Genomic DNA, 21,950 nt, shown 5'->3' with positions numbered 1-21,950 from the left:
CCTCCCTTTGGCTCTTCAGGCCGCTTTCATCTCGGCCAGTATGGCCTCGGCGGCCGCGCGCCGGTCCGGCGCCTTGACGATCGGGCGCGCCACGACGAGATGGCTGGCGCCGGAGCGTATCGCGTCGGCCGGCGTCATCACCCGCTTCTGGTCGCCGCGCTCGGCGCCCGCCGGACGGATGCCGGGCGTCACCACGGCCATCTCCGGGCCGACGATCCTGCGCACGGCGGCGGCTTCGTCGGCCGAACAGACGACGCCGCCCATGCCGGCGGCAAGCGCCTGCTCGGCGCGGCGCAGGACCAGCGTGTGCGGATCGTATTCGTAGCCGGCGTCGATCAGGTCGCCCTCGTCCATCGAGGTCAGCACGGTGACGCCGAGCAGGCAGAGGCTAGACCCCCTGGCCGCGTCGACCGCCGCGCGCATCGCCTTGGGATAGGCATGCAGCGTCAGCATCGACACGCCCATCCTGGCGATGTTCTCGACGCCCTTCGCCACCGTGTTGTCGATGTCGAGCAGCTTCATGTCGAGGAAGACCCGGGCGCCGGACGATACGAGGTCGCGGGCGAAATCGAGGCCGCCGGCGAAGGCGAGCTGGTAGCCGATCTTGTAGAACGAGATGACGCCGTCGAGGTCGCGCACGACCGCCTCGGCCTCGCCCAGCGTCGGCACGTCCAGCCCCACGATCAATCTGTCCTGCATCGCTACTCCTTTCGCTCGCCGCTACGGTTCCACGCGCGTCGACATCATGGCGGCGCGATCGATCAGCGTCCGGCACACGGTCGTCATCTGGTGGCGCAGGCGCTCTTCGCGGAACTGGCCGTCCTCGTCGAACGCCTCCGATGCGCGGGCGACCGAACACTGCGGGGAGATCACCTCGACATGGCAGGCCATCAGCACGGCGCGCAGGTGATAGAGCCCGCGAACGCCCGCGAACGCCCCGTCGGACGACGAGCACAGCGCCGCCACCTTGCCCTCGAACGGCTTGAACGGGCGGCCGCCGTCGCGGCGGACGCGGCTCGTCCAGTCGATCGCGTTCTTCAGGAGCGGCGGGATCGAGGCGTTGTATTCCGGGCTGGCGATCATCAGTCCATCATGCGCGGCGATCTGGCGCGCCAGCTTCAGCGCGTTCTCCGGCACGCCCTTTTCCGCCTCGAGGTCCTGGTCCATCAGCGGCAGGGCGTAGTCGCCGAGCGATATGCGGGTGATGTCGGCGCCCTGCAGGGCCAGTTCCTTCATCGCCGCGTCGGCGGTTCTGGCGCTGTAGGCGCCGGTGCGCAGCGAGCCTGCGAAGACGAGTATCCTTGGAATCAAGGTCTTTGAGCTCCCGATGCAACGGCAGCTATAGGCGATGCCGCCCCCGAATCAAGTCGAGGACGCCGTTCAGTTGCGCGCGGCGCGGCGATAGAGCCAGAGCTGCGTCGGCGGAATGTTGCGCAAGATGAAATGGAAATGCTCGACCGTGTAGTCGCCGAAGCCGGGCGGCACCGGCGACTTCGGCCCGTATGTGATCTGCACGACGGGGCGGCCGCAGGGGATGCGCTTAAGCAGGCCGTCCAGATAGGCGACGCGGCGGGCGATCGGGAAGTTGAGCAGCGGCACGCCAGAAACGACGCAATCGAACCGGGCGTCGCGCATGTCGCCGAGCGCCTCGTCGAGGTTGAAGCCGTCGCCCTCGATCACGTTGACGCCGGGATAGTTGCGCCTGAGATGCATGACGAAGTCATGCGAGTACTCGACGGTGTAGAGATCGGACGGCTTGACGCCCTGGCGCAGGATCGCCTTGGTGATGACGCCGGTGCCCGGCCCGACTTCCAGCACCGGCAGCCCGGACGCCGTGTCGACGATCGAGGCCATCCGCCGCGCGGTTACCGAACTGGTGGGGATGATCGAGCCGACGGCCTTCGGCTTGTCGATCCAGCCCTTGAAGAACTTGAGCTCGTCGTCGAATTTTTCGGCAAACCTGCGCAGTCCCGGAGCAGCCATCCACGGTCTCCATCACTCGGTTGGCGGACACATAGCAGCCCGCGTCGCCAACGCAAGCGCTGACGTCGCGTTCTCAACGACTTTTGTCGCTTTCCGATCAGGCGGCGGCTTTGGCCTACTGCTCGCCGAAGGATTCGAAGAAGTCCTTCATGCGCGTGAAGAAGCCGCTCGACTGCGGCGAGTTCTCCTTGGACGACAACGTCTCGAACTCCTGCAGCAGTTCGCGCTGCCGCTTCGACAGGTTCTGCGGCGTCTCGACAGCCGTCTGGATGTAGAGGTCGCCCACCTGCGGCTGGCGCAGCACCGGCATGCCCTTGCCCTTGAGCCGGAACTGGCGGCCGTTCTGCGTGCCTTCCGGCACCTTCACGCGGGTCTGCGTTCCGTCGAGCGTGGCCACCTCGAAAGCGCCGCCGAGCGCCGCCTGCGTCATCGAGATCGGCACCTTGCAGTAGAGGTCGGCGCCGTCGCGCTGGAAGAACTCGTGCGGCTTGACCGACAGGAAGATGTAGAGGTCGCCGGGCGGCCCGCCGCGCAGGCCGGCCTCGCCCTCGTTGGCGAGGCGGATGCGCGTGCCGTCCTCGATGCCGGCGGGGATGTTCACCGACAGCGAGCGCTCCTCGACGACGCGCCCCTGGCCCGAACATTTCGTGCAGGGGTCGTTGATGGTCTGGCCGCGTCCGTGGCAGGTCGGGCAGGTCCGCTCGATGGAGAAGAAGCCCTGGGTCGCGCGCACCTTGCCGTGGCCCTGGCACATGGTGCAGGTCACCGGCTGGGTGCCCGGCTTCGCGCCGCTGCCGGAACAGTCCGTGCACGCCACCGACGCCGGCACGTGGATCTGGGCTGTCTTGCCGGTGTAGGCCTCCTCGAGCGTGATCTCCATATTGTAGCGGAGATCGGCGCCGCGTTCGCGGCCGCCCGACGAGCGGCGGCGGCCGCCGCCCATCATGTCGCCGAAGATGTCCTCGAAAATGTCGGCGAAACCGCCGGCCCCGAAGCCGTGGCCGCCACCGTTCATGCCGCCGTTCTCGAAGGCGGCGTGCCCGAAACGGTCGTAGGCCGCCCGCTTCTGCGGGTCCTTCAGCGTTTCGTAGGCCTCGTTGATTTCCTTGAACTTGTGTTCGCAGGCGTGGTCGCCGGGATTGCGGTCGGGGTGGAACTGCATGGCGAGCTTGCGGAAGGCCGCCTTCAGCGCCTTCTCGTCGGCGCCCTTCTGCACACCCAGCGTTTCGTAGAAATCAGCCTTCATCGCTACCGCGCTCTTGTCCTTGTCGCCGTCACCGCCGGGAAGCCCCTTGCCTGGCGCGCGATGAGCCCCACCGGAGCCGTCCCGCTCTAGCATCTGTGACCCGATTTAGTAAGCCGCGACCCGCAATGCCAGAGTTTGCCGCGCGTTCTCCGCACATTTTGGACCCGCGCGTCCGTTCCTGCATCGCCCGGGCTTGGCCGCCCGGTCTTGCCGGCCTACGAAAAAGGGCCCGGCGCGAACGCCGGGCCCCTGCATGTCCTGATGTCGGTCAGGCCGACTTCTTCTTGTCGTCGTCCTCGTCGATCTCCTCGAAGTCGGCGTCGACCACGTCGCCGTCCTTGGCCGCGTCGGCCTTGGCGTCGGCTTCGGCCGCTTCCTTCTGCGAGGCTTCGTACATCGCCTGGCCGAGTTTCATCGACACTTCCGCGAGCGTCTGCGTCGCCGCGTTGATCGCGTCGGCGTCTTCGCCCTCGGCAGCCGTCTTCAGCGCGGCGATCGCATCCGAGATCGCGGTGCGGTCTTCCTCGGAGACCTTGTCGCCATAGTCCTTAAGCGACTTCTCGCTCGAATGGACGAGGCTCTCGGCCTGGTTGCGCGCCTCGACCAGTGCCCGGCGCTTCTTGTCCGCGTCGGCATTGGCCTCGGCGTCCTTCACCATCTTCTCGATGTCGGCGTCCGACAGGCCGCCCGACGCCTGGATGCGGATCTGGTGCTCCTTGCCGGTGCCCTTGTCCTTGGCCGAGACGTTGACGATGCCGTTGGCGTCGATGTCGAAGGTGACCTCGATCTGCGGCACGCCGCGCGGCGCCGGCGGGATGCCGACCAGGTCGAACTGGCCGAGCGCCTTGTTGTCGGCGGCCATCTCGCGCTCGCCCTGGAAGACCCGGATCGTCACCGCGGACTGGCTGTCCTCGGCGGTCGAGAAGACCTGGCTCTTCTTGGTCGGGATGGTGGTGTTGCGCTCGATGAGGCGCGTGAACACGCCGCCCAGCGTCTCGATGCCCAGCGACAGCGGGGTCACGTCGAGCAGCAGGACGTCCTTGACGTCGCCCTGCAGAACGCCGGCCTGGATCGCCGCGCCCAGTGCAACAACCTCGTCGGGGTTGACGCCCTTGTGCGGCTCCTTGCCGAAGAACTGCTTCACGACTTCCTGGACCTTCGGCATGCGCGTCATGCCGCCGACCAGGACCACTTCGTCGATCTCGCCCGACTTCAGGCCGGCATCCTTCAGCGCCGCCTTGCAGGGCTCGATCGTGCGCTGCACGAGGTCGTCGACCAGCTGCTCGAACTTGGCGCGCGTCAGCTTCAGCGTCAGGTGCTTCGGACCGGTCTGGTCGGCCGTGATGAACGGCAGGTTGATCTCGGTCTGCTGCGAGGACGACAGCTCGATCTTGGCCTTTTCGGCAGCTTCCTTGAGGCGCTGCAGGGCCAGCTTGTCGTTCTTCAGGTCGATGCCCTGTTCCTTCTTGAACTCGGCCGCCAGGTACTCGACCAGGCGCATGTCGAAGTCCTCGCCGCCGAGGAAGGTGTCGCCGTTGGTCGACTTCACCTCGAACACGCCGTCGCCGATCTCCAGCACCGAGATGTCGAAGGTGCCGCCGCCGAGGTCGTAGACGGCGATCGTCTTGCCGTCCTTCTTGTCGAGGCCGTAGGCGAGCGCGGCCGCGGTCGGCTCGTTGATGATGCGCAGCACTTCCAGGCCGGCGATCTTGCCGGCGTCCTTGGTGGCCTGGCGCTGGGCGTCGTTGAAGTAGGCCGGAACGGTGATGACCGCCTTCTCGACCTTCTCGCCGAGGTAGGCCTCCGCCGTTTCCTTCATCTTCTGCAGGATCATCGCCGAGATCTGGCTGGGCGACTGCTTCTTGCCGCCGGCCTCGACCCAGGCATCGCCGTTGTCGCCCTTCACGATGTGGTAGGGGACCAGCTTCTTGTCCTTCTCGGTGACCGGATCGTCGTAGCGGCGGCCGATCAGGCGCTTGACGGCGAAGATGGTGTTTTCGGGATTGGTGACCGCCTGGCGCTTGGCCGGCTGGCCGACGAGGCGCTCGCCGTCGCCGGTGAAGGCGACGATGGAGGGCGTGGTGCGCGCGCCTTCCGCATTCTCGATCACCTTGGCGTCCTTGCCGTCCATGACGGCGACGCAGGAATTGGTGGTTCCGAGGTCGATGCCGATTACTTTAGCCATTTTTCTAGTCTCTCCTTCAAGCAGGCCGTCAGGACCCTATGAGGCGTTCCGCGACGGCCCCTGTTCACTGGAAATTCCGCGCCGGGATGCAGGGCGATTTTGCCCGCCCGCGCGGTTGCCGCGTATATAAGAACAGGCATTTTGCTGCGCAAGCCGGATCAGGAATGGTTTTCCCGCTCGTCGAGGTCCGGCTGCGCCAGTTGCGACCGCTCGAAGCCGAACAGGATGCCGACGCCGATCAGGAAGGGAATGATCAGGTAGAAGCCCCGGAACACGAGCAACGCCGCCAGAACGTCGGCGGGGTCCATCTCCGGCAGCGCCATGATGAACACCAGTTCCAGCACGCCGACCCCGCCCGGCGCATGGGACATCAGTGCGACCGAGAAGGAAATCAGGAAGATGCCGAGGATGACGAGGTAGCCGGGATTTCCGGCCTCCGGCAGCGCGAAATAGACGATGCCGGCAGCCGCCAGCAGTTCGACCGGGCCGATCAGCAGCTGTCGCGCGACGATCGGCAGGCGCGGATAGTGCAGGACGACCGAGCCAATCTTGAGCGGCTTCAACCCGAGCCAGCTGCCCAGCACGTAGAAGCCGACCAGCGCAAGCAGCAGGTAGCCGGTGGCGGTCGACAGGCCTTCAGGCAGCAGTTCGTCGATGCGCTCGATGATCTCGGGTTCGACGATCAGCACCAACCCGGTCAGCAGCACGACGCCGAGCACGAAGGTGAACGAGCAGAAGGCGACGAGCACGCCGATCTCCTGCGGCGTCAGCCCGCGCGAGGAATAGGCGCGGTAGCGGATGACGGCGCCCGAGACGATCGATGCGCCGATCGTGTGGGCGATGGCATAGGTGGTGAAGGAGCATGCCGCGATGAAGAGCCAGGAGACCTTGCGCCCGAGATGCATCAGCGCGATGCGGTCGTAGCCGGCCAGGGCGGCATAGGCGGCAAGCGTGCAAAGGGCCGCGAGCACCCATCCCCTCGCCGGGATCGCCGCGAAGCTGTCGCCGAGGTCGGCGAGCGAAAGCCCCCGCAGTTCGCGATAGAGGAGCCAGACCGAGAACACGATGGCCAGCGTACCGACAACCGGCCAGAAATACCGCTTCAGTGTCATTCGTCTCCGATGCTTGCGGACCGGCGCGCGCCGGTCCGGTTCTCATGCCGGGGCCGCCGGCATGAATCGTCGCCTAGGTGACTAAACAAATCCGCATCGGAAGGGAACGTCGAGGTGGCAATTCGACGTAGGCGGCCGCCCGGATCGTCCGGCGGCGCTTACGGCAGGGTCAGGGCAGACGCTCGAGCGCCGCCACGTTCATGCGCGTGCGCAGCGCAAAGCCGATCTTTTCGTAGAGCGCGATCGCCGTCGCGTTGGCGGCGTAGGTGTGCAGGAACGGGATTTCGCCCATCGCGCTGACCCGCCCCGCGACGTAAAGCGTCAGCAGGCGGCCGAGGCCCTGGCCCCGGAAATCCGGATGCGTGCAGACGCCGCTGACTTCCGTCAGCCCGTCCATCTTCAGCCGCTCTCCGGCCATGGCGATCAGCCTGCCGTCCTCCCTGACGCCCCAGAAGCCGCCGAGGGCCTGCGCCTTCAAGGTGAAGGGTCCCGGCTTGGTCAGCGTGGCGAGTTCCAGCATCTCCGCTGCGTCGGCCTCGCCGAGTTGCTCGATCCTGGGGTCGTCGACCTCGGCCATGTCGCGGGTGGCGACCATTTGTACCGCGTCCGCCGTCATCGACACCGCGAAGCCGGGCGGCGCAACGAAGGCGTCGGCCTGCAGGATGATCAGCGTCTCGCCCGACGACGCGAGCCCGGCGAGCCCGGCGAGGCTTTCGCGACTGTCGTCGACAGTGGCGGCAAACGGATGGATGGGAGAACGGTAGCGCCTGGCCGGTCCGCTGCCGGTTGCAAGCGCCGCATGCCTGGACGCCAGCGCGCTCCAGACCGGCCGGTCGAGAACATGGTTCATGGCTTGCCCTCCCGCTTGGCGGCGCGCCGGTCGAGCGGCGCAGCTGCAAGTCCGTCCTCGATCGCCGCCAGCTGGTCGAGCAGCGGACCGTCGAGGCCCGCGCACAGATCGGCGACGGCGCCCCTGACGCGCGGCCAGATCTCCGCCTTCGCCGTGGCCACCAGCTGTTCGCCCCGCGGCGTCAGCGAGACGATCCGCCGGCGCTGGTCGCCGGACACCTGCGCGGTTTGCAGGAGACCGCCGGCGACCAGCTGCGCTACCGTCCTGGTGACTCCGGGCTGGGTGATGCCGACCGCTTCGGACAGCTCGCCGATGGTCAGCGGGCCGGAGCGGTCGACAGCGGCGAGAAAGGTATACTGGCTGGCCTGGACCGGCGCGCCCGATTCCTCGATGATTTTCTGGGTATCGGCCTGGAGCCGCTCGCCAATGCGCTTCATGCGCGTCCCGAGCGTCAGGTAGCCGTATGAGCGGACCACATCCTCGACCATGGCAACCTCACTTTAGATTACCACTTATATAACGTGTTATATTTATTGTCAAGCCGATGCCGGCGTGGCAGCCGGCAGGGCGCTCCAGGGGAGGTGGGGTCAGACCTTCTCCCAGCCGCCGCTCGCGCCGGCCCGGAAGATCGCGTCGATAACCTTCTGGTTCTTGACGGAGTTTTCCAGCGTGAAGACCGGGTCCTTGGATCCTTTCGCGGCCCGCGCGAAAGCCTCGACCTGCAGCCGATACTGCGAGGCGCCGGGGAAGCGGAACAGCGTCTCTTCGGTGTGATCCTGGTTGTGCAGGGAAACGCGATGGTGGTCGTAGAGCCCCGCGTTGAACGGTCCATGCACCTCGATGAAGCCCTTGTCGCCGTGGAACACCATGAGCTGGCGGGCAGCGAGCTGCGTCGACAGATAGAACGACAGCTCGAAGTCTCCGAAGTCGGCGCGTACCGACGAATAGGTGTCCGTCTTGAACTTCTTGTCGCGCTCGATCGTCGCCTGCACGCGCTTCGGTTCCTTGCCGGTGACGAAGCGCGTCGAGACCGTCGGATAGACGCCGATGTCGGGCAGCGCGCCGCCACCCAGCGCCAGGATGTTGCGCATGTTCTTGGGATCGAGATTGTAGTAGCTGAACGCGCCCTGGACATGCTTGAGGGTGCCGATTGCGCCGGAAGCGACGAGGTCGCGCACCTTGATCCACTGTGGGTGGTAGGTGACCATGAAGGCTTCGCAGATCAGCACCTTCTTCCGGTCGCGCAGCCGGATCAGCTTGCCGATGTCCTTGGCGTCAAGCGCCAGCGGCTTTTCCACCAGCACATGCTTGCCGGCCTCGGCGGCCTTCTGCGCCCACTCGACATGCTGCGAGGTCGGAAGCGGGATATAGACGCCGTCGATCTTGTCCGAGGCGAGCATCTCCTCGTAGGAGCCGAAGGCATGCGTTGCGCCGAAGCGCTGCGCCAGCGCCTTTGCCTTCTTCAGGTCGCGGCTGGCGATCGCCGACAGCACGCCGTTGTCGGCATCGACGATCGCGGGGATGAGTTGCTCGCGCGCGATCTTGGCCGTCGACAGAATTCCCCAGCGAAACATGTGCTCTCCTCCTCGCGCGTTTCTCAAGGCAAGTCGTGAGCTTTGCCCGAAAATGCGCGCCCTGCCAAGTTGCGCCGGGCGCCGCATCTGTTCGGCCGCGCTTCGGCGTCCTAGATAGGAGGCGAAGGAGACCCGCGATGAAATCCAGGAAGCTCGGCGCGCATCTCGATGTCTTTCCCGTCGGCCTCGGCTGCATGGGCATGAGCCACGGCTATGGCGGGCAGGCGGAGGCGGACGCCATCCGCACCCTGCACCGGGCCGTCGACCTTGGCGTCACCCTGTTCGACACCGCCGAGGTCTACGGGCCGTTCACCAACGAGGTGCTCGTCGGCAAGGCGCTGGGGCCGCTGCGCGACAAGGTGAAGATCGCCACCAAATTCGGCTTCAATATCGCCGAGACCATCGACGGGCCGAAGCAGCAGCCCGGCCTGAACAGCCGGCCCGAGCATGTCAGGGCCGTCGCCGAGGCTTCGCTCAGGCGGATGGGGATCGACGTCATCGACCTCTACTACCAGCACCGCGTCGATCCCGACGTGCCCATCGAAGACACGGTCGGCGCGATGGCCGAGCGCGTGCGCGAGGGCAAGGTGCGCGCGCTCGGCCTCTCGGAAGCCGGCGTCGCCACCATCCGCCGCGCCCATGCCGTGCATCCGATCGCCGCCGTGCAGAGCGAATATTCGCTGTGGACGCGCGACCCCGAGAACGGGGTGCTCGACGCCTGCCGCGAACTCGGCATCGGCTTCGTCCCGTTCAGCCCGCTCGGCCGCGGCTTCCTGGCCGGCGCGATCCGTTCGGCCGACCAACTCGGCAAGGACGATTTCAGGCGCGGCCTGCCGCGCTTCGACGAGGACAACATCAAGCGCAATCTCGCCGTCGTCGCCAGGCTTGAGGAACTGGCCGCGGCAAAGGGCAGGACGGCCGCGCAACTGGCGCTCGCCTGGGTGCTCGCAAAGGGCGATTTCATCGTGCCGATCCCAGGCTCGCGCAAGATCGCCAACCTCGAGGCCAATGTGGAAACCGCCGGCATCGAGCTCAGCGCCGCCGAGGTCATCGAGATCGGCGCCCTCGTCACGCCGGACCAGGTCTCCGGCCAGCGCTACGGGGAAGCCGCGATGGCGCAGACGAACGGGTAGGCGGCGCTCAGCCGCGCAGGACCCCGCCCGTCTGCTTGCGGACATTCTCGACGATCCTGCCGGCGAGCGCCTCGAAATCCTCGTCGGTGAGCGTCTTCTCGACCGGCTGGATCGACACCTCGATGGCGATCGACTTCTTGTCGGGACCGATCGCGGCGCCCTCGAACACGTCGAACACAGAGACGGCGGCGATCAGCTTCCTGTCGGCGGCCAGCGCGGCTTTGGTCAGCGCGCCCGCCTCGACCGTCCGGTCGACCACGAAGGCGAAGTCGCGCGTCACCCGCTGGAAGGCCGAGAGGTCGAGCCGCGGCTTGGTGCGGGTCGGCTTGGCCTTCGGCTCCGGCACGGCGTCTATGAACACCTCGAAGCCGGCGAGCGGGCCGGACACGTCGAGCGCTTCCAGCGTCTTGGGATGGAACTCGCCGAAGGTCCCGAGCACGGTCTTCGGGCCGAGCTTGATCACGCCCGAGCGTCCCGGATGATACCAGGACGGGCCGACCGCCTCGACCTGCAGACGGTCGACCGGCGCGCCGCAGGCTTCGAGCGCGGCGATTGCGTCGGCCTTGGCGTCGAACACGCCGACGGCGGCGGCATTGCCCGACCAGTGCCGGCCCGCCCCGCCGAGGGTCGCGGTGCCGCGCCGCACGCCGGCGGCGACGCGCCGCTGGTTCTCCGGCTGGTCGCCTTCATAGGTCCCCGAAACCTCGAACAGCGCGACGTCGGAAAGACCGCGGTCGGCGTTGCGCTGGGCGGCGGCGATCAGGCCGGGCAGCAGCGAGGGCCGCATGTCCGACATGTCAGCGGCGATCGGGTTTGCGAGCTTCAGCGCCGGCTGCCCGCCGCCGAACAGCTCGGCATGTCTTGCCGGGATGAACGACCACGTCACCGCCTCCATCATGTCGCGCACGGCGAGCGCGCGCTTGGCGGCGCGGGTGCGCACCTGCAGCGTCGTCAGGATCTTGCCGTTGACCGCGTCATGGCTGCCGAGCGGCTGCGGCGCGATCTTGTCGACGCCGTGGATGCGCATGATCTCTTCGACCAAGTCGGCCTTGCCGTCGATGTCGGGCCGCCAGGACGGCACCGCGACGTCGACAACGTCGCCGTCGCCCGCGGGCGCGAAGCCGAGGCGCTTCAGGATGTCCAGGCTCTCGGCCTTCGGCACGTCGATGCCGGTCAGCCGCCGGACCTCCGTCAGCGGGAAGGCGATCGCCTTCGGCGTATGGCCGGCATAGCCGACCACCTCGGTCTCGCTCGGCTGGCCGCCGCAGAGGTCGAGCACCATCCTGGTCGCCAGTTCGACGCCGGGCGCCATGAACTCGGGATCGACGCCGCGCTCGAAGCGGTAGCGCGCGTCGGTGATGATGCCGAGTTCGCGCCCGGTGCGGGCGACATTTAGCGGCGCCCACAGCGCCGACTCGATCAGCACGTCGGTGGTGTTCTCGTCGCAGCCCGAATGCTCGCCGCCCATCACGCCGGCGATCGATTCCACGCCGTTGCCGTCGGCGATCACGCACATCTCCTGTGACAGCGTGTATTCGCGGCCGTCGAGCGCCAGCACCGTCTCGCCTTCCCTGGCGCGGCGCACGACGAGGTCGCCCTTGACCTTGCCCGCGTCGAACACGTGCAGCGGGCGTCCGCGGTCGAAGGTGATGTAGTTGGTGATGTCGACCAGCGCGTTGATGGGGCGCAGCCCGATCGCGATCAGCCGCTGCTGCAGCCATTTCGGCGACGGGCCGTTCTTGACACCGCGCACCAGCCGCAGCGCGAAGCCGGGGCATAGCTCGGGCGCCTCGATCGTCACCTTGACCGGGCAGGCGCCGCTGCCCGCGACCGGCGCGACCGAACCGTCCTTCAGCGTACCCAGCCCGGCCGCCGCGAGGTCGCGCGCGATGCCATGCACGCCGGTGGCGTCCGGGCGGTTCGGCGTCAGCCCGATCTCGATCACCGGATCGTCGAGCTTGGCCCAGGCGGCGAAGCTGGTGCCGACAGGCGCGTCGTCAGGCAGGTCGATGATGCCGTCATGCTCGTCGGAGAGTTCGAGCTCGCGCTCCGAGCACATCATGCCGTGGCTCTCGACGCCGCGGATCTTGCCGACCGACAGCGTCACGTCGATGCCGGGCACGTAGGTCCCCGGCGCGGCGAAGGCGCCGACAAGGCCGGCGCGCGCGTTCGGCGCGCCGCACACCACCTGGATCGGCTTGCCGTCGCCGGCGTCCACGGTCAGCACGCGCAGCCGGTCGGCGTCGGGATGCTGCACCGCCGTCAGCACTTTCGCGATGACGAAGGGCTTCAGCCCCGCCTTGTCGTCGACCGCCTCGACCTCGAGGCCGATCGACGTCAGGCCCTCGACGATCTCGTCCAGGGTGGCGTCGGTCTCGAGGTGGTCCTTGAGCCAGGAGAGTGTGAGTTTCATGGTCTATGTCTCTTGCGATCTCGACACGCTGGACCCGACATGGCGCGGCAGCCCGTCCGGCATGTGCAGGTAGGGCAGCTGCTCGCGCACATAGGCGTGCAGCGTCGGCTTGTATGTCCCGGGCGCGTCCATCGCGCCGAGCATGAAATAGAGCGTCCCGCCGATGCGCTCGTCGGCATAGGCGATCGGCGAACCGCAGGCGCCGCAGAAGCTGCGCGTCACTGCGCCGTTGTCGAAGCTGCGCAGCGCCTCGCCCTCGATCGCCACCTGGTCGGCGGCAAATCCGACGAAGGCCGAAACCGGCGCGCCGGTCGCCGATCGGCAGTCGGCGCAGTGGCAGTAGCTGACATGCGTCGGTTCGGCCGAGGCCGAGAAGCGCACCGCGCCGCAGCGGCAGCCGCCGGTGTGCTCGGTCACGAACTCAGCCCTCCGAACAGCGTCGGCATGTCGAGCGGGCGGAAGCCGTAGTGCTCGAGCCAGCGCACGTCGGCGTCGAAGAAGGCGCGCAGGTCCGGCATGCCATATTTCAGCATGGCGATGCGGTCGATGCCCATGCCCCAAGCAAAGCCCTGGTACTCGTCGGGGTCCAGCCCGCCATGGCGCAGCACGTTCGGGTGCACCATGCCGCAGCCGAGGATCTCCATCCAGTCGTCGCCCTCGCCGAAGCGCACCTCGCCCGGCCGCGAGCGGTCGCACTGGATGTCGACCTCGAGCGACGGCTCGGTGAACGGGAAGTAGCTCGGCCGGAACCGCATCTTGAGCTGCGGCACCTCGAAGAACGCCTTGCAGAATTCCTCAAGCACCCAGCGCATGTTGGCGACGTTGGCCGTCTTGTCGATCACCAGCCCCTCGAGCTGGTGGAACATCGGCGTGTGGGTGGCGTCGGAATCCATGCGGTAGGTCTTGCCGGGGATGACGATGCGGATCGGCGGCTTCTGCGCCTCCATCGTGCGGATCTGCACCGGCGACGTGTGGGTGCGCAGGAGCCTGGGCGCGTTGCCCTCGACGCCGTTCAGGAAGAACGTGTCGTGCATTTCGCGCGCCGGGTGTCCCTCCGGGAAATTCAGCGCGGTGAAGTTGTAGTAGTCGGTCTCGATGTCCGGCCCTTCGGCGATGGCGAAGCCGAGGTCGCCGAATATCGCGGCGATCTCGTCGATCACCTGGCTGATCGGGTGGATGCGGCCGCGCTCGGCCGGCGACGGCCGGACCGGCAGCGTCACGTCCACCGTTTCGGCGGCCAGCCGGCGGATGATCGCGGCGTCCTTGAGTTCCGCCTTGCGCGCGCCGAGCGCCTCGGTGACACGGTTCTTCAGACCGTTGATGGCGGGGCCCCGGGTCTGGCGCTCCTCCGGCGTCATCGAGCCGAGCGTCTTCAGCAGTTCGGAGACCGAGCCCTTCTTGCCGAGCGCGGAGACACGCACCGCCTCGATTGCCGCTTCGTCGGAAGCGGCGGCGATCTCGGCCATCAGTGAATTTTCTAGAGTTTCCATTTCGCTCATGTTCCGGACCCGCCAGGGGAAGCTCGCTCAAAGAAAAACCCGCGCCGGCCCAGCCAGCGCGGGTTTCCCAAATCAGAATTCCTCGTGCTTGGGAAGGCGCTGGCTAGGCTACAGCGCTTTCAAAAGCATTCGGGGTGGTATTCTTCAGGTATTCCAGCGCGACCTTGGCCTTGCCGACCAGCGCTGCGAACGCCTGCGGCTCGTGGATCGCCAGGTCCGACAGGACCTTGCGGTCGATCTCGATGCCGGCCTTGTTCAGGCCGTCGATGAAGCGGCCATAGGTCAGGCCGTGCTCGCGGGTCGCGGCGTTGATGCGCTGGACCCAGAGCGCGCGGAAGTTGCGCTTGCGAGCCTTGCGGTCGCGATAGGCATACTGCAGCGACTTGTCGACCGCGGCCTTGGCCGTGCGGATCGTGTTCTTGCGGCGGCCGTAGAAACCCTTGGCGGCTTTCAGGACCTTCTTGTGCTTGGCGTGGGCGGTAACGCCTCTCTTTACGCGTGCCATGTCATGATCTCCTTAAATTGCGTCCAGCCGGCTCAGATGCCGCCGCCGTTGGGCAGGAAGTTCTTGATGACCTTCTCGCCGTCGGGCTTGGCGAGGACCATGGTCCCGCGCGCGTCGCGAATGAACTTGTTGGAACGCTTGATCATGCCGTGGCGCTTGCCGGCCGCAGCCGACAGGACTTTGCCCGTGCCTGTGATCTTGAACCGCTTCTTGGCGGCCGATTTGGTCTTCATCTTGGGCATTTTGCTACTCCTTGCGGGGCTTGTCCGCCCCTGTTGTTGTTCCCGGACCGACCAAAGCCCGGAAGCATGAAAACCGCCACGGCATGCCCTGCCGGACGGTTATGGACGCGGGCTCATAGCAGCGGTGGGGCAAAAGCGCAACCGTGCGGTCACTCGCGCGATGCGCCGCCCCTGCCCTCGCCGCGCCCGACGGCGGCCGCAAGCACAGGCAGCGCCAGCGAAAGTCCGGTGCCGATGAGCGCCGACAGCACGGTGACCAGATGCGCGTTGATGCCCGCCTTGGCGAGCGCCGACATCGACGCGGCGTCCTTCTCGGCGCCGAAGGCGACCGCGCCGGCGACGATGCCGGCCGGATAGGTGCCGACGCCACCGGGTGCGTGCAGCGGCAGGACCGACGAGAGTTCGCCGCCGAGCGCGCCGCCGAAGCAGGCGGCCAACGGTCCGACGCCCATCAGGCCGAGGATCCAGGCCAGTGCCATGACCTTGACGCCCCAATTGAGCACGGTGAGCAGCCAGGCGCGCAGGAAACGGGCGAGGTCGCGCGGGATGCCGTCCTCGATCTCGTCGACATATTTCCGCGCCCGCGCGGGCAGGCCTTGCCGGGCGGCGTTCAGCGCCGCCGCGCGGAACGGGAACGCGGCCAGCGGCAGGATCAGGAACAGCGCCCACAGAAGCACGGCCGGAAGGGTGAACCCGGCATCGGCGACGAGACCGATCCCGGCAGCAGCGGCCAGCGCATGCAGGTCGAGCAGCCGGAGCACGAGCAGCGCCGACGCGCCATGCGCGAGCGGGACGCCGAATTCCGAGCGCATCAGCAGCGGAAAGCTGGTCTCGCCGGTCCTGAACGGCAGCATGATGTTGAGGATGTTGTGGACCTGCGTGACGCGGAACAAGCGAAGGAAGCGGCCCGCCGTGCGCTTCTGGAAATAGTCGGCGATGCGGTGCGCGCGCACCAGATAGGTCGCGACCAGCAGCGCGAGCGCCGCGAACAACCGCGGCGCGCCGATGTCGCGCCAGGCCGCCAGGATCGACGACCACCCCCAGGCCCATTGCACGAAAGCGGTGTAGGCCAGCACCATCACCGAGGCCAGCAGGGTTGTCCGGTTTCTGGCCGCCCAGCTCAGCATCTCGGTGTCCTTGGCCATCATGATGTCCGGAATTGTCTAGAAGGATCGGCTCATGTAACAGGGCGTCTGGGAGCAGGGCCCGTCGGGAGATCTCGTGCTGCAATCACAACCGTATCCGCCTGCCGTCGACCATGACGACAGCGCAATCGAACTTTCCGTCGTCGTTCCGATGCGCAACGAGGAGGAGAGCATCGGGCCGCTGGTCGAGCGTATCTGCGGGGCTCTTAAGGGTTTCGGCAAGCCGTGGGAACTGATTATCGTCGACGACGGATCGACCGACGCGACGCTCGCCAACGCACGCAAGGAGTTCTCCCGCGAAGGGCTCGACCTCAGGATCGTCGAGCTGCAGCGCAATTTCGGGCAGGCTGCGGGGCTGCAGGCAGGCATTGACGCGGCGCGCGGCCGGCTCCTGGCGACGCTCGATGGCGACCTGCAGAACGATCCCTACGATATTCCCGGGATGATCGCCGTTCTCGAGGAGCGACAGCTCGACCTTCTGTGCGGCTGGCGCAAGGACCGGCACGACGGCCTGGTGCTGCGGCTGATCCCGTCCTGGATCGCCAACGCGCTGATCCGCAAGGTAACGGGCGTCAGGATCCACGACTACGGATGCGGGCTGAAGCTCTATCGCACCCGCGTCCTCAAGCAGATCAGGATCATGGGCGACATGCACCGCTTCATCCCCGCGCTCATCGCCAGCGTCGCGCCCACCTCGCGCATCGACGAGATGGTGGTCGCCCACAACGCACGGCGCTACGGCCAGTCGAAATACGGCCTGTCGCGAACCTTCCGCGTGGTGCTCGACCTCCTGTCAGTCGCCTTCTTCATGAGCTTCCGCTACCGGCCGGGCCACTTCTTCGGCGTCATCGGCCTCGCCTTCGGCACGGTCAGCGCGCTCATCTTCCTCTATCTGTTCTTCGTCAAGTTCCTGCTCGGCGAGGACATCGGCACGCGTCCCCTTCTGATCGTCGCCGTCATGCTGTTCGTCGCCTCGGTGCAGATGATCAGCACCGGCATCCTCGGGGAGATCCTGGCGCGTCCCGACGGGGAGACCCGGAACTACTTCGTCCGCAACATCCACGTTCGCGACGCATGATCGGCCGGCTGGCCATGCGCGACGGCGCTGTCTACGCGGCGCTGGCCGCCTATTTCGCGATCAACGTCCTAGTCAGGCTTGCCGGCCCGGACTCGCTCGAGCTCGACGAGGGCCAGCAGCTCTTCTTCGCGCAGTGGCTGGCGCCGGGATACGATTCGCAGCCGCCCTTCTACAACTGGCTGCAATATGGCGTCGTCCAGTTGCTGGGCAGCAACATGCTCGCCATTTCCCTGCTCAAGAACCTGATGCTGTTCCTGAGCTACCTGTTCTTCGGCCTGACGGCCCATATCATCATACGCGACCGTGTGCTGGCGGTGATCGCCACGCTCGGGCTAATCACCTTCCCGCAGGTCGGATACGAGGCGCAGCGCGACCTCACCCACACCGTGGCGGTGCTGTTCAGCGCCTGCCTGTTCGGCTACGTCTTCGTGCGGACACTGGAGACGCCGACAGCCGTCAACTATGCGCTCGTCGGCGCGTCGGTCGGCTTCGGCGTCCTGTCGAAGTACAACTTCGCGCTGCTGCCGCTGGTCGCGGCGCTGGCCGTCCTGCCCGATCCCCAGCTGCGCCGGCGCCTGTTCGACCCGCGCATGCTGATCGCGATCGCGGTCGCCTTTGTGATCGTCCTGCCGCACGCGCTCTGGTTCCTAGGCCACTTCGACGCCGCGACCAGCCGCACGCTCGAAAAGCTGACCGATGGCGGCGATGTCAGCCGCGCCGGCCAGATCGCCAGCGGTGTGGCGTCGCTCGTCGGCGCGTTCGCCGCCTTCGTGCTGCCGACGGCGCTGGTCTTCCTCATTGCCTTCGGAATGTCGCTGCCTCGGGCATGGCGGGCCGAGACCCAGTGGACCCGACTGATCGGACGGATGTTCGCCATCGCGCTCGGCCTGCTTCTGCTGGTGGTGATCCTGGGCGCCAGCGACATCAAGGACCGCTGGCTGGTCCCGATCTTCCTGCTGCTGCCGATCTATCTTGCAGCCAAGCTCGACGCGTCGGGCCAGCCCCTGGGGTCCGCGCCAGCGCGTTTCGGCGCCGTCGTCGCGGCGATCATGGTGGTCGTGCCGCTCGCCCTCTTCATGCGTCCCTATCTCGCCGGCTGGACTGCACATTACGGCAAGCAGAACGTTCCCTACGGCCAGGCGACCGCCGAGATTCTCGCATCCGGCCAGCATCGCCCGTCGGTGATCCTGACGCTCGACCACCAGCTCGCCGGCAACCTGCGCCTGCATGCTCCCGACATCGCCGTGGCCGTCCCGGGTTACGCGCACGGAGTGCCGTTCGCCTTCGACGCCACGCATCCCGTGCTTGCCGTCTGGCGCAGGCGGGACGGCGGCGCGACGCTCAACCCGAGCGAGGAGATGTGGCGCTGGTTGAACCAGAACGACGCCCTGGCCGGCCGGCCGCTCGAAGCGAAGGACGCGGCCTTCCCCTACCACTACGGCAGGGATGGCGACGTCTACCATTTCGGCTATGCGTGGATCTATCCGGCGGCGCAGGGCGGCTGAGCGTCCGTCCCGCGGTCAAGGCACCCTGAACAGCACCGGCAGGGTGCCGGAGAGCTGCGCCGCGTCGATGATCTCGAAAAGCGGCATTGCCACCAGGAACACCAGCCCGTCGATCAGCGTCGTCAGCAGGAGCTGCGGCTTGAAGCCGGTGGCGTCGCCTTCGCGGTAGAGCGCCGGATTCGGCAGGAAGCGCGGAACGGTGGCGATGTAGTCCGTGTACTCCGCGCCGAGCTTGGTCGTCAGGAAGCGCTCCTCGCGCAGGATGACGACGTGGAACGCCGCCGCGCATGCGAGGCCGAAGCCGATGGCAACCGTGATCGAGCCCATCTGCGCGCCCACGCCCATGGCGGCGACCGAGGAGAACACGTAGAGCGGATTGCGCGTGATCGAGTAGGGGCCGTCGGTCACGACGGCCGCGGCCTTGCGCCCGCCGATGTAGAGCGTCGACCAGAGCCGCCCGGCGATGCCGATCACGATCAGCACGATGCCGCTCATCTCGATCGCCTCGTGAACGACCGTCTCGGGCGGGAAGACCGACTGGCCGAACAGCAGCACGAAGAAGACGAGCGCCAGCAACGCCGCCAGCGTCAGCCGTCGCAGCCGCTGGTAGGAACGGAGGTTGGTCGTCAGGGCGTCGTCAGTCATCGGAACGGCAGGCGCGGCGCTCAGCGCGGCGCCAGCACCATCATCATCTGCCGGCCCTCGAGCTTCGGCTCCGCCTCGACCTTTGCGATCGTGGCGACTTCCTCGCGAACCTTGTTCAGCAGCTGCATGCCGAGTTCCATATGCGCCATCTCGCGGCCGCGGAAGCGCAGGGTCAGCTTGACCTTGTCGCCTTCCTCGAAGAACCGCCTGACGGCCTTCATCTTGGTCTCGTAGTCATGCGAGTCGATGTTCGGGCGCATCTTGATCTCCTTGATCTCGATGACCTTCTGGTTCTTGCGCGCCTCGGCGGCCTTCTTCTGGTTGGCGTATTTCAGCTTGCCGAGGTCGAGAATCTTGGTAACCGGCGGGTTGGCGTTCGGCGATATCTCAACGAGATCGAGCCCCGCCTCTTCGGCGAGCGACAGTGCGTCGTTGATGGAAACTTCGCCACGGTTCTGGCCGTCGGCATCGATGAGCTGGACCCGGGGCACCCGGATGTCGCGGTTTGAGCGCGGGCCCTCTTTGGTGGGCGCCGCTGCCTTGAAAGGTCTGCGAATGGTAGTCGTCTCCTCATGCGGTTGACGTTCTGGATTTGCGGATTTCGCCTATGTCGCGCCGAAACCTGCGGAGTCAATAGCACGGCGCGAACAATAAATCACCACCGTCTGGACGCACGCCGCCGCGACAGCGACGCTTCGGCTGCCGCGCTTCACCTCCCGGCGCGCCTGTGCCAAAAGCCTCGGCCTGAGACAAGGGGACCCGACATGGCAGAGCCGCAATTCCTCGAGGTCGGCAAGACGCCGATCGCCTATCGCCGCCGCGAAGGCCGGGCGCCGGGTCTCGTCTGGCTCGGCGGCTACCGCTCCGACATGCTGGGCACGAAGGCCGAAACGTTGTCGGACTGGGCGGCGGCCGCCGGCCATGCCTTCCTGCGCTTCGACTATTCCGGCCACGGCGAATCCGGCGGCGCCTTTGTCGACGGCACAATCTCGACATGGCTGGGCGAGAGCCTGGCCGCTTTCCGCCAGCTTACCGAGGGTCCGCAGGTCCTGGTCGGGTCGTCGATGGGTGGCTGGATCGCGCTCCGCCTCGTCCAGGAACTGCGCAAGGCCGGCGAGGGCGGGCGCGTGGCCGGCATGGTGCTGCTCGCGCCGGCGCCCGACTTCACCGCCGAGCTGATCGAACCGGCGCTGACCAGGAAGCAGACCCGCGAACTGGCAGAGCGGGGCTATTTCGAGGAGAAGTCCGCCTATTCGCCCGAGCCCAACATCTACACGAGCGCGCTGATCGAGGACGGCCGCGCCAACCGCGTCATGACCGGGCCGATCGACACGCACTGCCCGGTCCACGTCCTCCAGGGCATGGCCGATCCCGACGTGCCGCACACCCACGCGCTCAAGCTTGTCAGCCTGCTGCCGGCCGACGACGTGACGCTGTCGCTGATCCCCGACGGCGACCACCGGCTGTCGCGGCCGCAGGATCTGGAGCTTCTGGTCCGCGCCGTGGAAGGCGTGATCGCCCAGTCCGGGGCGCACGCCCCGTAACCCTCCCGCTTGCCTGACGCCCGATCCTGCCGCAAGAAGGCGGCGCCCCTTTCGCCACCGGTTTCGACCATGCGCCTTTCCATCCCCGCTTCGGCCTTCGTGGCTGCGATCGTCGGCTTCGGCGGCACGCTGGTGCTGATCATCGCCGCCTCCGACGCCGTCGGCGCCACCCAGGCGCAGACCGCCAGCGCGGTGACGGCGCTCTGCCTCGCCATGGCGGTGGAGAGCCTCTATCTGTCATGGCGCACGAAAATGCCGGTCATCAGCGCCTGGTCAACGCCGGGCGCGGCGCTGATCGGCGCCTCAAGCGGCTTCTCCGTCGAGGAGGCGGTCGCCGCCTTCATCATCACCGCGCTTCTGCTCGTCGCCACCGGCCTGTTCCGGCCACTGACGCGGCTGATCGCGAAAATCCCGGCCTCGGTAGCATCGGGCATGCTCGCCGGCATCGTCGTCTCCTTCGCCATCAACGCGGTGAAGACGATCCCAGACGACCCCTGGCTGATCCTGCCGCTGATCGCCGCCTTCTTCGTGTTCCGGCTCTTCAATCCGGCGCTGTCGGTGCTCGCGGTGCTGGTCGGCGGCGGGCTGGCGGCCTTCCTGACCGGCCGCGTCGGCGGCCTGCCGGCACCCGAACTCTCGACGCTGACGCTGATCGTGCCCGACTTCTCGCTGTCCTCGGCCGTCAGCCTGGCGCTTCCGCTCTATCTGGTCACCATGGCGTCGCAGAACCTCTCCGGCCTCGCCGTGCTGCGCGCCGCCGGCTACCATCCCGAACCCGGGCCGCTGATCACCGTCACCGGGCTTGTATCGCTTTTGACCGCGCCCTTCGGCGCGCTGACATCCAACCTCGCCGCCATCTCGGCCGCCATCTGCACCGGCCCTGACGTCCATCCCGACCCCGCCGAGCGCTGGAAGACCGGCCCCTTCTACGCGCTGTTCTACCTGATCTTCGCCATCTTCGGCGCGTCGCTGGTCGCCATCTTCGCCGTCCTGCCGCAGAGCCTCATCCTGCTGGTGGCCGGCCTCGGGCTGATGGGGCCGCTCGCCAATGCACTGGCGATCGCGCTGAAGGACGAATCCGAGCGCATGGCCGCCACCGTGGCCTTTGCGGTGACCGCTTCTGGGCTCAGCCTCCTGGGCATCGGCTCGGCGTTCTGGGGCCTTCTGGCGGGGCTCGCCGTCCTTACGCTCGATTCCTTCAAAAAAGGCAAGTGATTTCAATCTATTGTCCGGTTTGATCCCGGCCGTTCTTGAATCGCCCCCCGGCTTTCCCCATTTCGAAATCAGCAGC

22 protein-coding genes are annotated in these 21,950 nt (G+C 67.1%); 5 read left to right on the top strand and 17 right to left on the bottom strand.

Translation table 11 applies throughout. The annotated features are described in order from the left end of the window. Positions 1 to 15: 15 nt before the first annotated feature. The 9 genes from pyrF to ABUE31_RS10000 all read right to left on the bottom strand — a co-directional run bounded on the left by pyrF (position 16) and on the right by ABUE31_RS10000 (position 8,950). Entirely contained in the window at positions 16 to 699 is a 684-nt protein-coding gene (gene pyrF / locus ABUE31_RS10040) for an orotidine-5'-phosphate decarboxylase (RefSeq protein WP_367723396.1), read from the bottom strand. Positions 700 to 720: 21 nt separating this feature from the next. Next, positions 721 to 1,311, bottom strand: a complete 591-nt coding sequence (locus ABUE31_RS10035; RefSeq protein WP_367723395.1) for an NADPH-dependent FMN reductase — start codon at positions 1,309 to 1,311, stop codon at positions 721 to 723. Between the two features lie 69 nt (positions 1,312 to 1,380). Then, positions 1,381 to 1,983, bottom strand: a complete 603-nt coding sequence (gene pmtA, locus ABUE31_RS10030) for a phospholipid N-methyltransferase PmtA (protein WP_367723394.1) — start codon at positions 1,981 to 1,983, stop codon at positions 1,381 to 1,383. 115 nt (positions 1,984 to 2,098) lie between these two features. Beyond that, positions 2,099 to 3,229 (bottom strand): molecular chaperone DnaJ, encoded by a 1,131-nt coding sequence (dnaJ, locus tag ABUE31_RS10025; RefSeq protein WP_367723616.1) that lies wholly within the window; start codon positions 3,227 to 3,229, stop codon positions 2,099 to 2,101. A gap of 268 nt (positions 3,230 to 3,497) precedes the next feature. Beyond that, a complete protein-coding gene (gene dnaK / locus ABUE31_RS10020) occupies positions 3,498 to 5,414 on the bottom strand; it encodes a molecular chaperone DnaK (RefSeq protein WP_367723393.1) in 1,917 nt (638 codons plus the stop codon). 158 nt (positions 5,415 to 5,572) lie between these two features. Further along, entirely contained in the window at positions 5,573 to 6,526 is a 954-nt protein-coding gene (locus ABUE31_RS10015) for a lysylphosphatidylglycerol synthase transmembrane domain-containing protein (protein ID WP_367723392.1), read from the bottom strand. Between the two features lie 169 nt (positions 6,527 to 6,695). Continuing rightward, entirely contained in the window at positions 6,696 to 7,376 is a 681-nt protein-coding gene (locus ABUE31_RS10010) for a GNAT family N-acetyltransferase (protein WP_367723391.1), read from the bottom strand. Beyond that, positions 7,373 to 7,864, bottom strand: a complete 492-nt coding sequence (locus ABUE31_RS10005; protein WP_367723390.1) for a MarR family winged helix-turn-helix transcriptional regulator — start codon at positions 7,862 to 7,864, stop codon at positions 7,373 to 7,375. Before ABUE31_RS10005 ends, ABUE31_RS10010 begins: the two co-directional genes overlap by 4 nt. 99 nt (positions 7,865 to 7,963) lie before the next feature. Next, positions 7,964 to 8,950, bottom strand: a complete 987-nt coding sequence (locus tag ABUE31_RS10000; RefSeq protein ID WP_367723388.1) for a Gfo/Idh/MocA family protein — start codon at positions 8,948 to 8,950, stop codon at positions 7,964 to 7,966. Positions 8,951 to 9,087: 137 nt separating this feature from the next. On the opposite strand from ABUE31_RS10000, the gene ABUE31_RS09995 reads away from it, so the two are divergent. Then, entirely contained in the window at positions 9,088 to 10,083 is a 996-nt protein-coding gene (locus ABUE31_RS09995; protein WP_367723387.1) for an aldo/keto reductase, read from the top strand. 7 nt (positions 10,084 to 10,090) lie between these two features. On the opposite strand, the gene pheT is transcribed toward ABUE31_RS09995, so the two are convergent. The 6 genes from pheT to ABUE31_RS09965 all read right to left on the bottom strand — a co-directional run bounded on the left by pheT (position 10,091) and on the right by ABUE31_RS09965 (position 15,887). Then, the gene (gene pheT, locus ABUE31_RS09990) at positions 10,091 to 12,496 is read right to left on the bottom strand and encodes a phenylalanine--tRNA ligase subunit beta (RefSeq protein WP_367723386.1); all 2,406 of its coding nucleotides are present in this window, start codon (positions 12,494 to 12,496) and stop codon (positions 10,091 to 10,093) included. Between the two features lie 3 nt (positions 12,497 to 12,499). Beyond that, positions 12,500 to 12,913 (bottom strand): GFA family protein, encoded by a 414-nt coding sequence (locus tag ABUE31_RS09985; RefSeq protein WP_367723385.1) that lies wholly within the window; start codon positions 12,911 to 12,913, stop codon positions 12,500 to 12,502. Next, positions 12,910 to 13,995, bottom strand: a complete 1,086-nt coding sequence (gene pheS / locus ABUE31_RS09980; protein ID WP_367723384.1) for a phenylalanine--tRNA ligase subunit alpha — start codon at positions 13,993 to 13,995, stop codon at positions 12,910 to 12,912. The genes ABUE31_RS09985 and pheS overlap by 4 nt, the downstream gene beginning before the upstream one ends. A gap of 103 nt (positions 13,996 to 14,098) precedes the next feature. Continuing rightward, complete coding sequence (rplT, locus tag ABUE31_RS09975) at positions 14,099 to 14,500, bottom strand: 50S ribosomal protein L20 (RefSeq protein WP_367723383.1); 402 nt, start codon at positions 14,498 to 14,500, stop codon at positions 14,099 to 14,101. A gap of 32 nt (positions 14,501 to 14,532) precedes the next feature. After that, positions 14,533 to 14,742: a 50S ribosomal protein L35 gene (gene rpmI, locus ABUE31_RS09970; RefSeq protein WP_121582699.1), complete on the bottom strand. Its 210-nt coding sequence runs from the start codon at positions 14,740 to 14,742 to the stop codon at positions 14,533 to 14,535. Positions 14,743 to 14,891: 149 nt separating this feature from the next. Continuing rightward, positions 14,892 to 15,887 (bottom strand): lysylphosphatidylglycerol synthase domain-containing protein, encoded by a 996-nt coding sequence (locus ABUE31_RS09965; RefSeq protein WP_367723382.1) that lies wholly within the window; start codon positions 15,885 to 15,887, stop codon positions 14,892 to 14,894. A gap of 76 nt (positions 15,888 to 15,963) precedes the next feature. Between ABUE31_RS09965 and ABUE31_RS09960 the strand changes: the two genes are divergently transcribed. Both ABUE31_RS09960 and ABUE31_RS09955 read left to right on the top strand, forming a co-directional pair. Continuing rightward, positions 15,964 to 16,965 (top strand): glycosyltransferase family 2 protein, encoded by a 1,002-nt coding sequence (locus tag ABUE31_RS09960; RefSeq protein WP_367723381.1) that lies wholly within the window; start codon positions 15,964 to 15,966, stop codon positions 16,963 to 16,965. After that, on the top strand, positions 16,962 to 18,470 hold the full coding sequence (locus ABUE31_RS09955; RefSeq protein WP_367723380.1) for a glycosyltransferase family 39 protein: 1,509 nt from the start codon (positions 16,962 to 16,964) through the stop codon (positions 18,468 to 18,470). The genes ABUE31_RS09960 and ABUE31_RS09955 overlap by 4 nt, the downstream gene beginning before the upstream one ends. Before the next feature lie 15 nt (positions 18,471 to 18,485). On the opposite strand, the gene ABUE31_RS09950 is transcribed toward ABUE31_RS09955, so the two are convergent. Continuing rightward, complete coding sequence (locus ABUE31_RS09950; protein WP_367723379.1) at positions 18,486 to 19,115, bottom strand: methyltransferase family protein; 630 nt, start codon at positions 19,113 to 19,115, stop codon at positions 18,486 to 18,488. A gap of 20 nt (positions 19,116 to 19,135) precedes the next feature. Continuing rightward, the gene (gene infC / locus ABUE31_RS09945) at positions 19,136 to 19,672 is read right to left on the bottom strand and encodes a translation initiation factor IF-3 (RefSeq protein ID WP_367723615.1); all 537 of its coding nucleotides are present in this window, start codon (positions 19,670 to 19,672) and stop codon (positions 19,136 to 19,138) included. 207 nt (positions 19,673 to 19,879) lie between these two features. Between infC and ABUE31_RS09940 the strand changes: the two genes are divergently transcribed. Then, the gene (locus ABUE31_RS09940) at positions 19,880 to 20,659 is read left to right on the top strand and encodes an alpha/beta hydrolase (RefSeq protein WP_367723378.1); all 780 of its coding nucleotides are present in this window, start codon (positions 19,880 to 19,882) and stop codon (positions 20,657 to 20,659) included. A gap of 69 nt (positions 20,660 to 20,728) precedes the next feature. Further along, positions 20,729 to 21,874 (top strand): benzoate/H(+) symporter BenE family transporter, encoded by a 1,146-nt coding sequence (locus ABUE31_RS09935; protein WP_367723377.1) that lies wholly within the window; start codon positions 20,729 to 20,731, stop codon positions 21,872 to 21,874. The last annotated feature ends 76 nt before the right edge of the window (positions 21,875 to 21,950 follow it).

The sequence above is a fragment of the Mesorhizobium marinum genome (assembly GCF_040813675.1).
Taxonomy (GTDB): Bacteria; Pseudomonadota; Alphaproteobacteria; order Rhizobiales; family Rhizobiaceae; genus Mesorhizobium_K; species Mesorhizobium_K marinum.
The sequence above is the reverse complement of the archived record's forward strand: the minus strand, read 5'-3'. Positions and strand labels throughout refer to the sequence as shown.

Bases quoted from the DNA above. Each gene is read 5' to 3' on its own strand.
- pyrF (WP_367723396.1), bottom strand. From the start codon at position 699: ATGCAGGACAGATTGATCGTGGGGCTGGACGTGCCGACGCTGGGCGAG.
- pmtA (WP_367723394.1), bottom strand. From the start codon at position 1,983: ATGGCTGCTCCGGGACTGCGCAGGTTTGCCGAAAAATTCGACGACGAG.
- dnaJ (WP_367723616.1), bottom strand. From the start codon at position 3,229: ATGAAGGCTGATTTCTACGAAACGCTGGGTGTGCAGAAGGGCGCCGAC.
- dnaK (WP_367723393.1), bottom strand. From the start codon at position 5,414: ATGGCTAAAGTAATCGGCATCGACCTCGGAACCACCAATTCCTGCGTC.
- ABUE31_RS10015 (WP_367723392.1), bottom strand. From the start codon at position 6,526: ATGACACTGAAGCGGTATTTCTGGCCGGTTGTCGGTACGCTGGCCATC.
- ABUE31_RS10010 (WP_367723391.1), bottom strand. From the start codon at position 7,376: ATGAACCATGTTCTCGACCGGCCGGTCTGGAGCGCGCTGGCGTCCAGG.
- ABUE31_RS10005 (WP_367723390.1), bottom strand. From the start codon at position 7,864: ATGGTCGAGGATGTGGTCCGCTCATACGGCTACCTGACGCTCGGGACG.
- ABUE31_RS10000 (WP_367723388.1), bottom strand. From the start codon at position 8,950: ATGTTTCGCTGGGGAATTCTGTCGACGGCCAAGATCGCGCGCGAGCAA.
- ABUE31_RS09995 (WP_367723387.1), top strand. From the start codon at position 9,088: ATGAAATCCAGGAAGCTCGGCGCGCATCTCGATGTCTTTCCCGTCGGC.
- pheT (WP_367723386.1), bottom strand. From the start codon at position 12,496: ATGAAACTCACACTCTCCTGGCTCAAGGACCACCTCGAGACCGACGCC.
- pheS (WP_367723384.1), bottom strand. From the start codon at position 13,995: ATGAGCGAAATGGAAACTCTAGAAAATTCACTGATGGCCGAGATCGCC.
- rplT (WP_367723383.1), bottom strand. From the start codon at position 14,500: ATGGCACGCGTAAAGAGAGGCGTTACCGCCCACGCCAAGCACAAGAAG.
- rpmI (WP_121582699.1), bottom strand. From the start codon at position 14,742: ATGCCCAAGATGAAGACCAAATCGGCCGCCAAGAAGCGGTTCAAGATC.
- ABUE31_RS09965 (WP_367723382.1), bottom strand. From the start codon at position 15,887: ATGGCCAAGGACACCGAGATGCTGAGCTGGGCGGCCAGAAACCGGACA.
- ABUE31_RS09955 (WP_367723380.1), top strand. From the start codon at position 16,962: ATGATCGGCCGGCTGGCCATGCGCGACGGCGCTGTCTACGCGGCGCTG.
- ABUE31_RS09950 (WP_367723379.1), bottom strand. From the start codon at position 19,115: ATGACTGACGACGCCCTGACGACCAACCTCCGTTCCTACCAGCGGCTG.
- ABUE31_RS09940 (WP_367723378.1), top strand. From the start codon at position 19,880: ATGGCAGAGCCGCAATTCCTCGAGGTCGGCAAGACGCCGATCGCCTAT.
- ABUE31_RS09935 (WP_367723377.1), top strand. From the start codon at position 20,729: ATGCGCCTTTCCATCCCCGCTTCGGCCTTCGTGGCTGCGATCGTCGGC.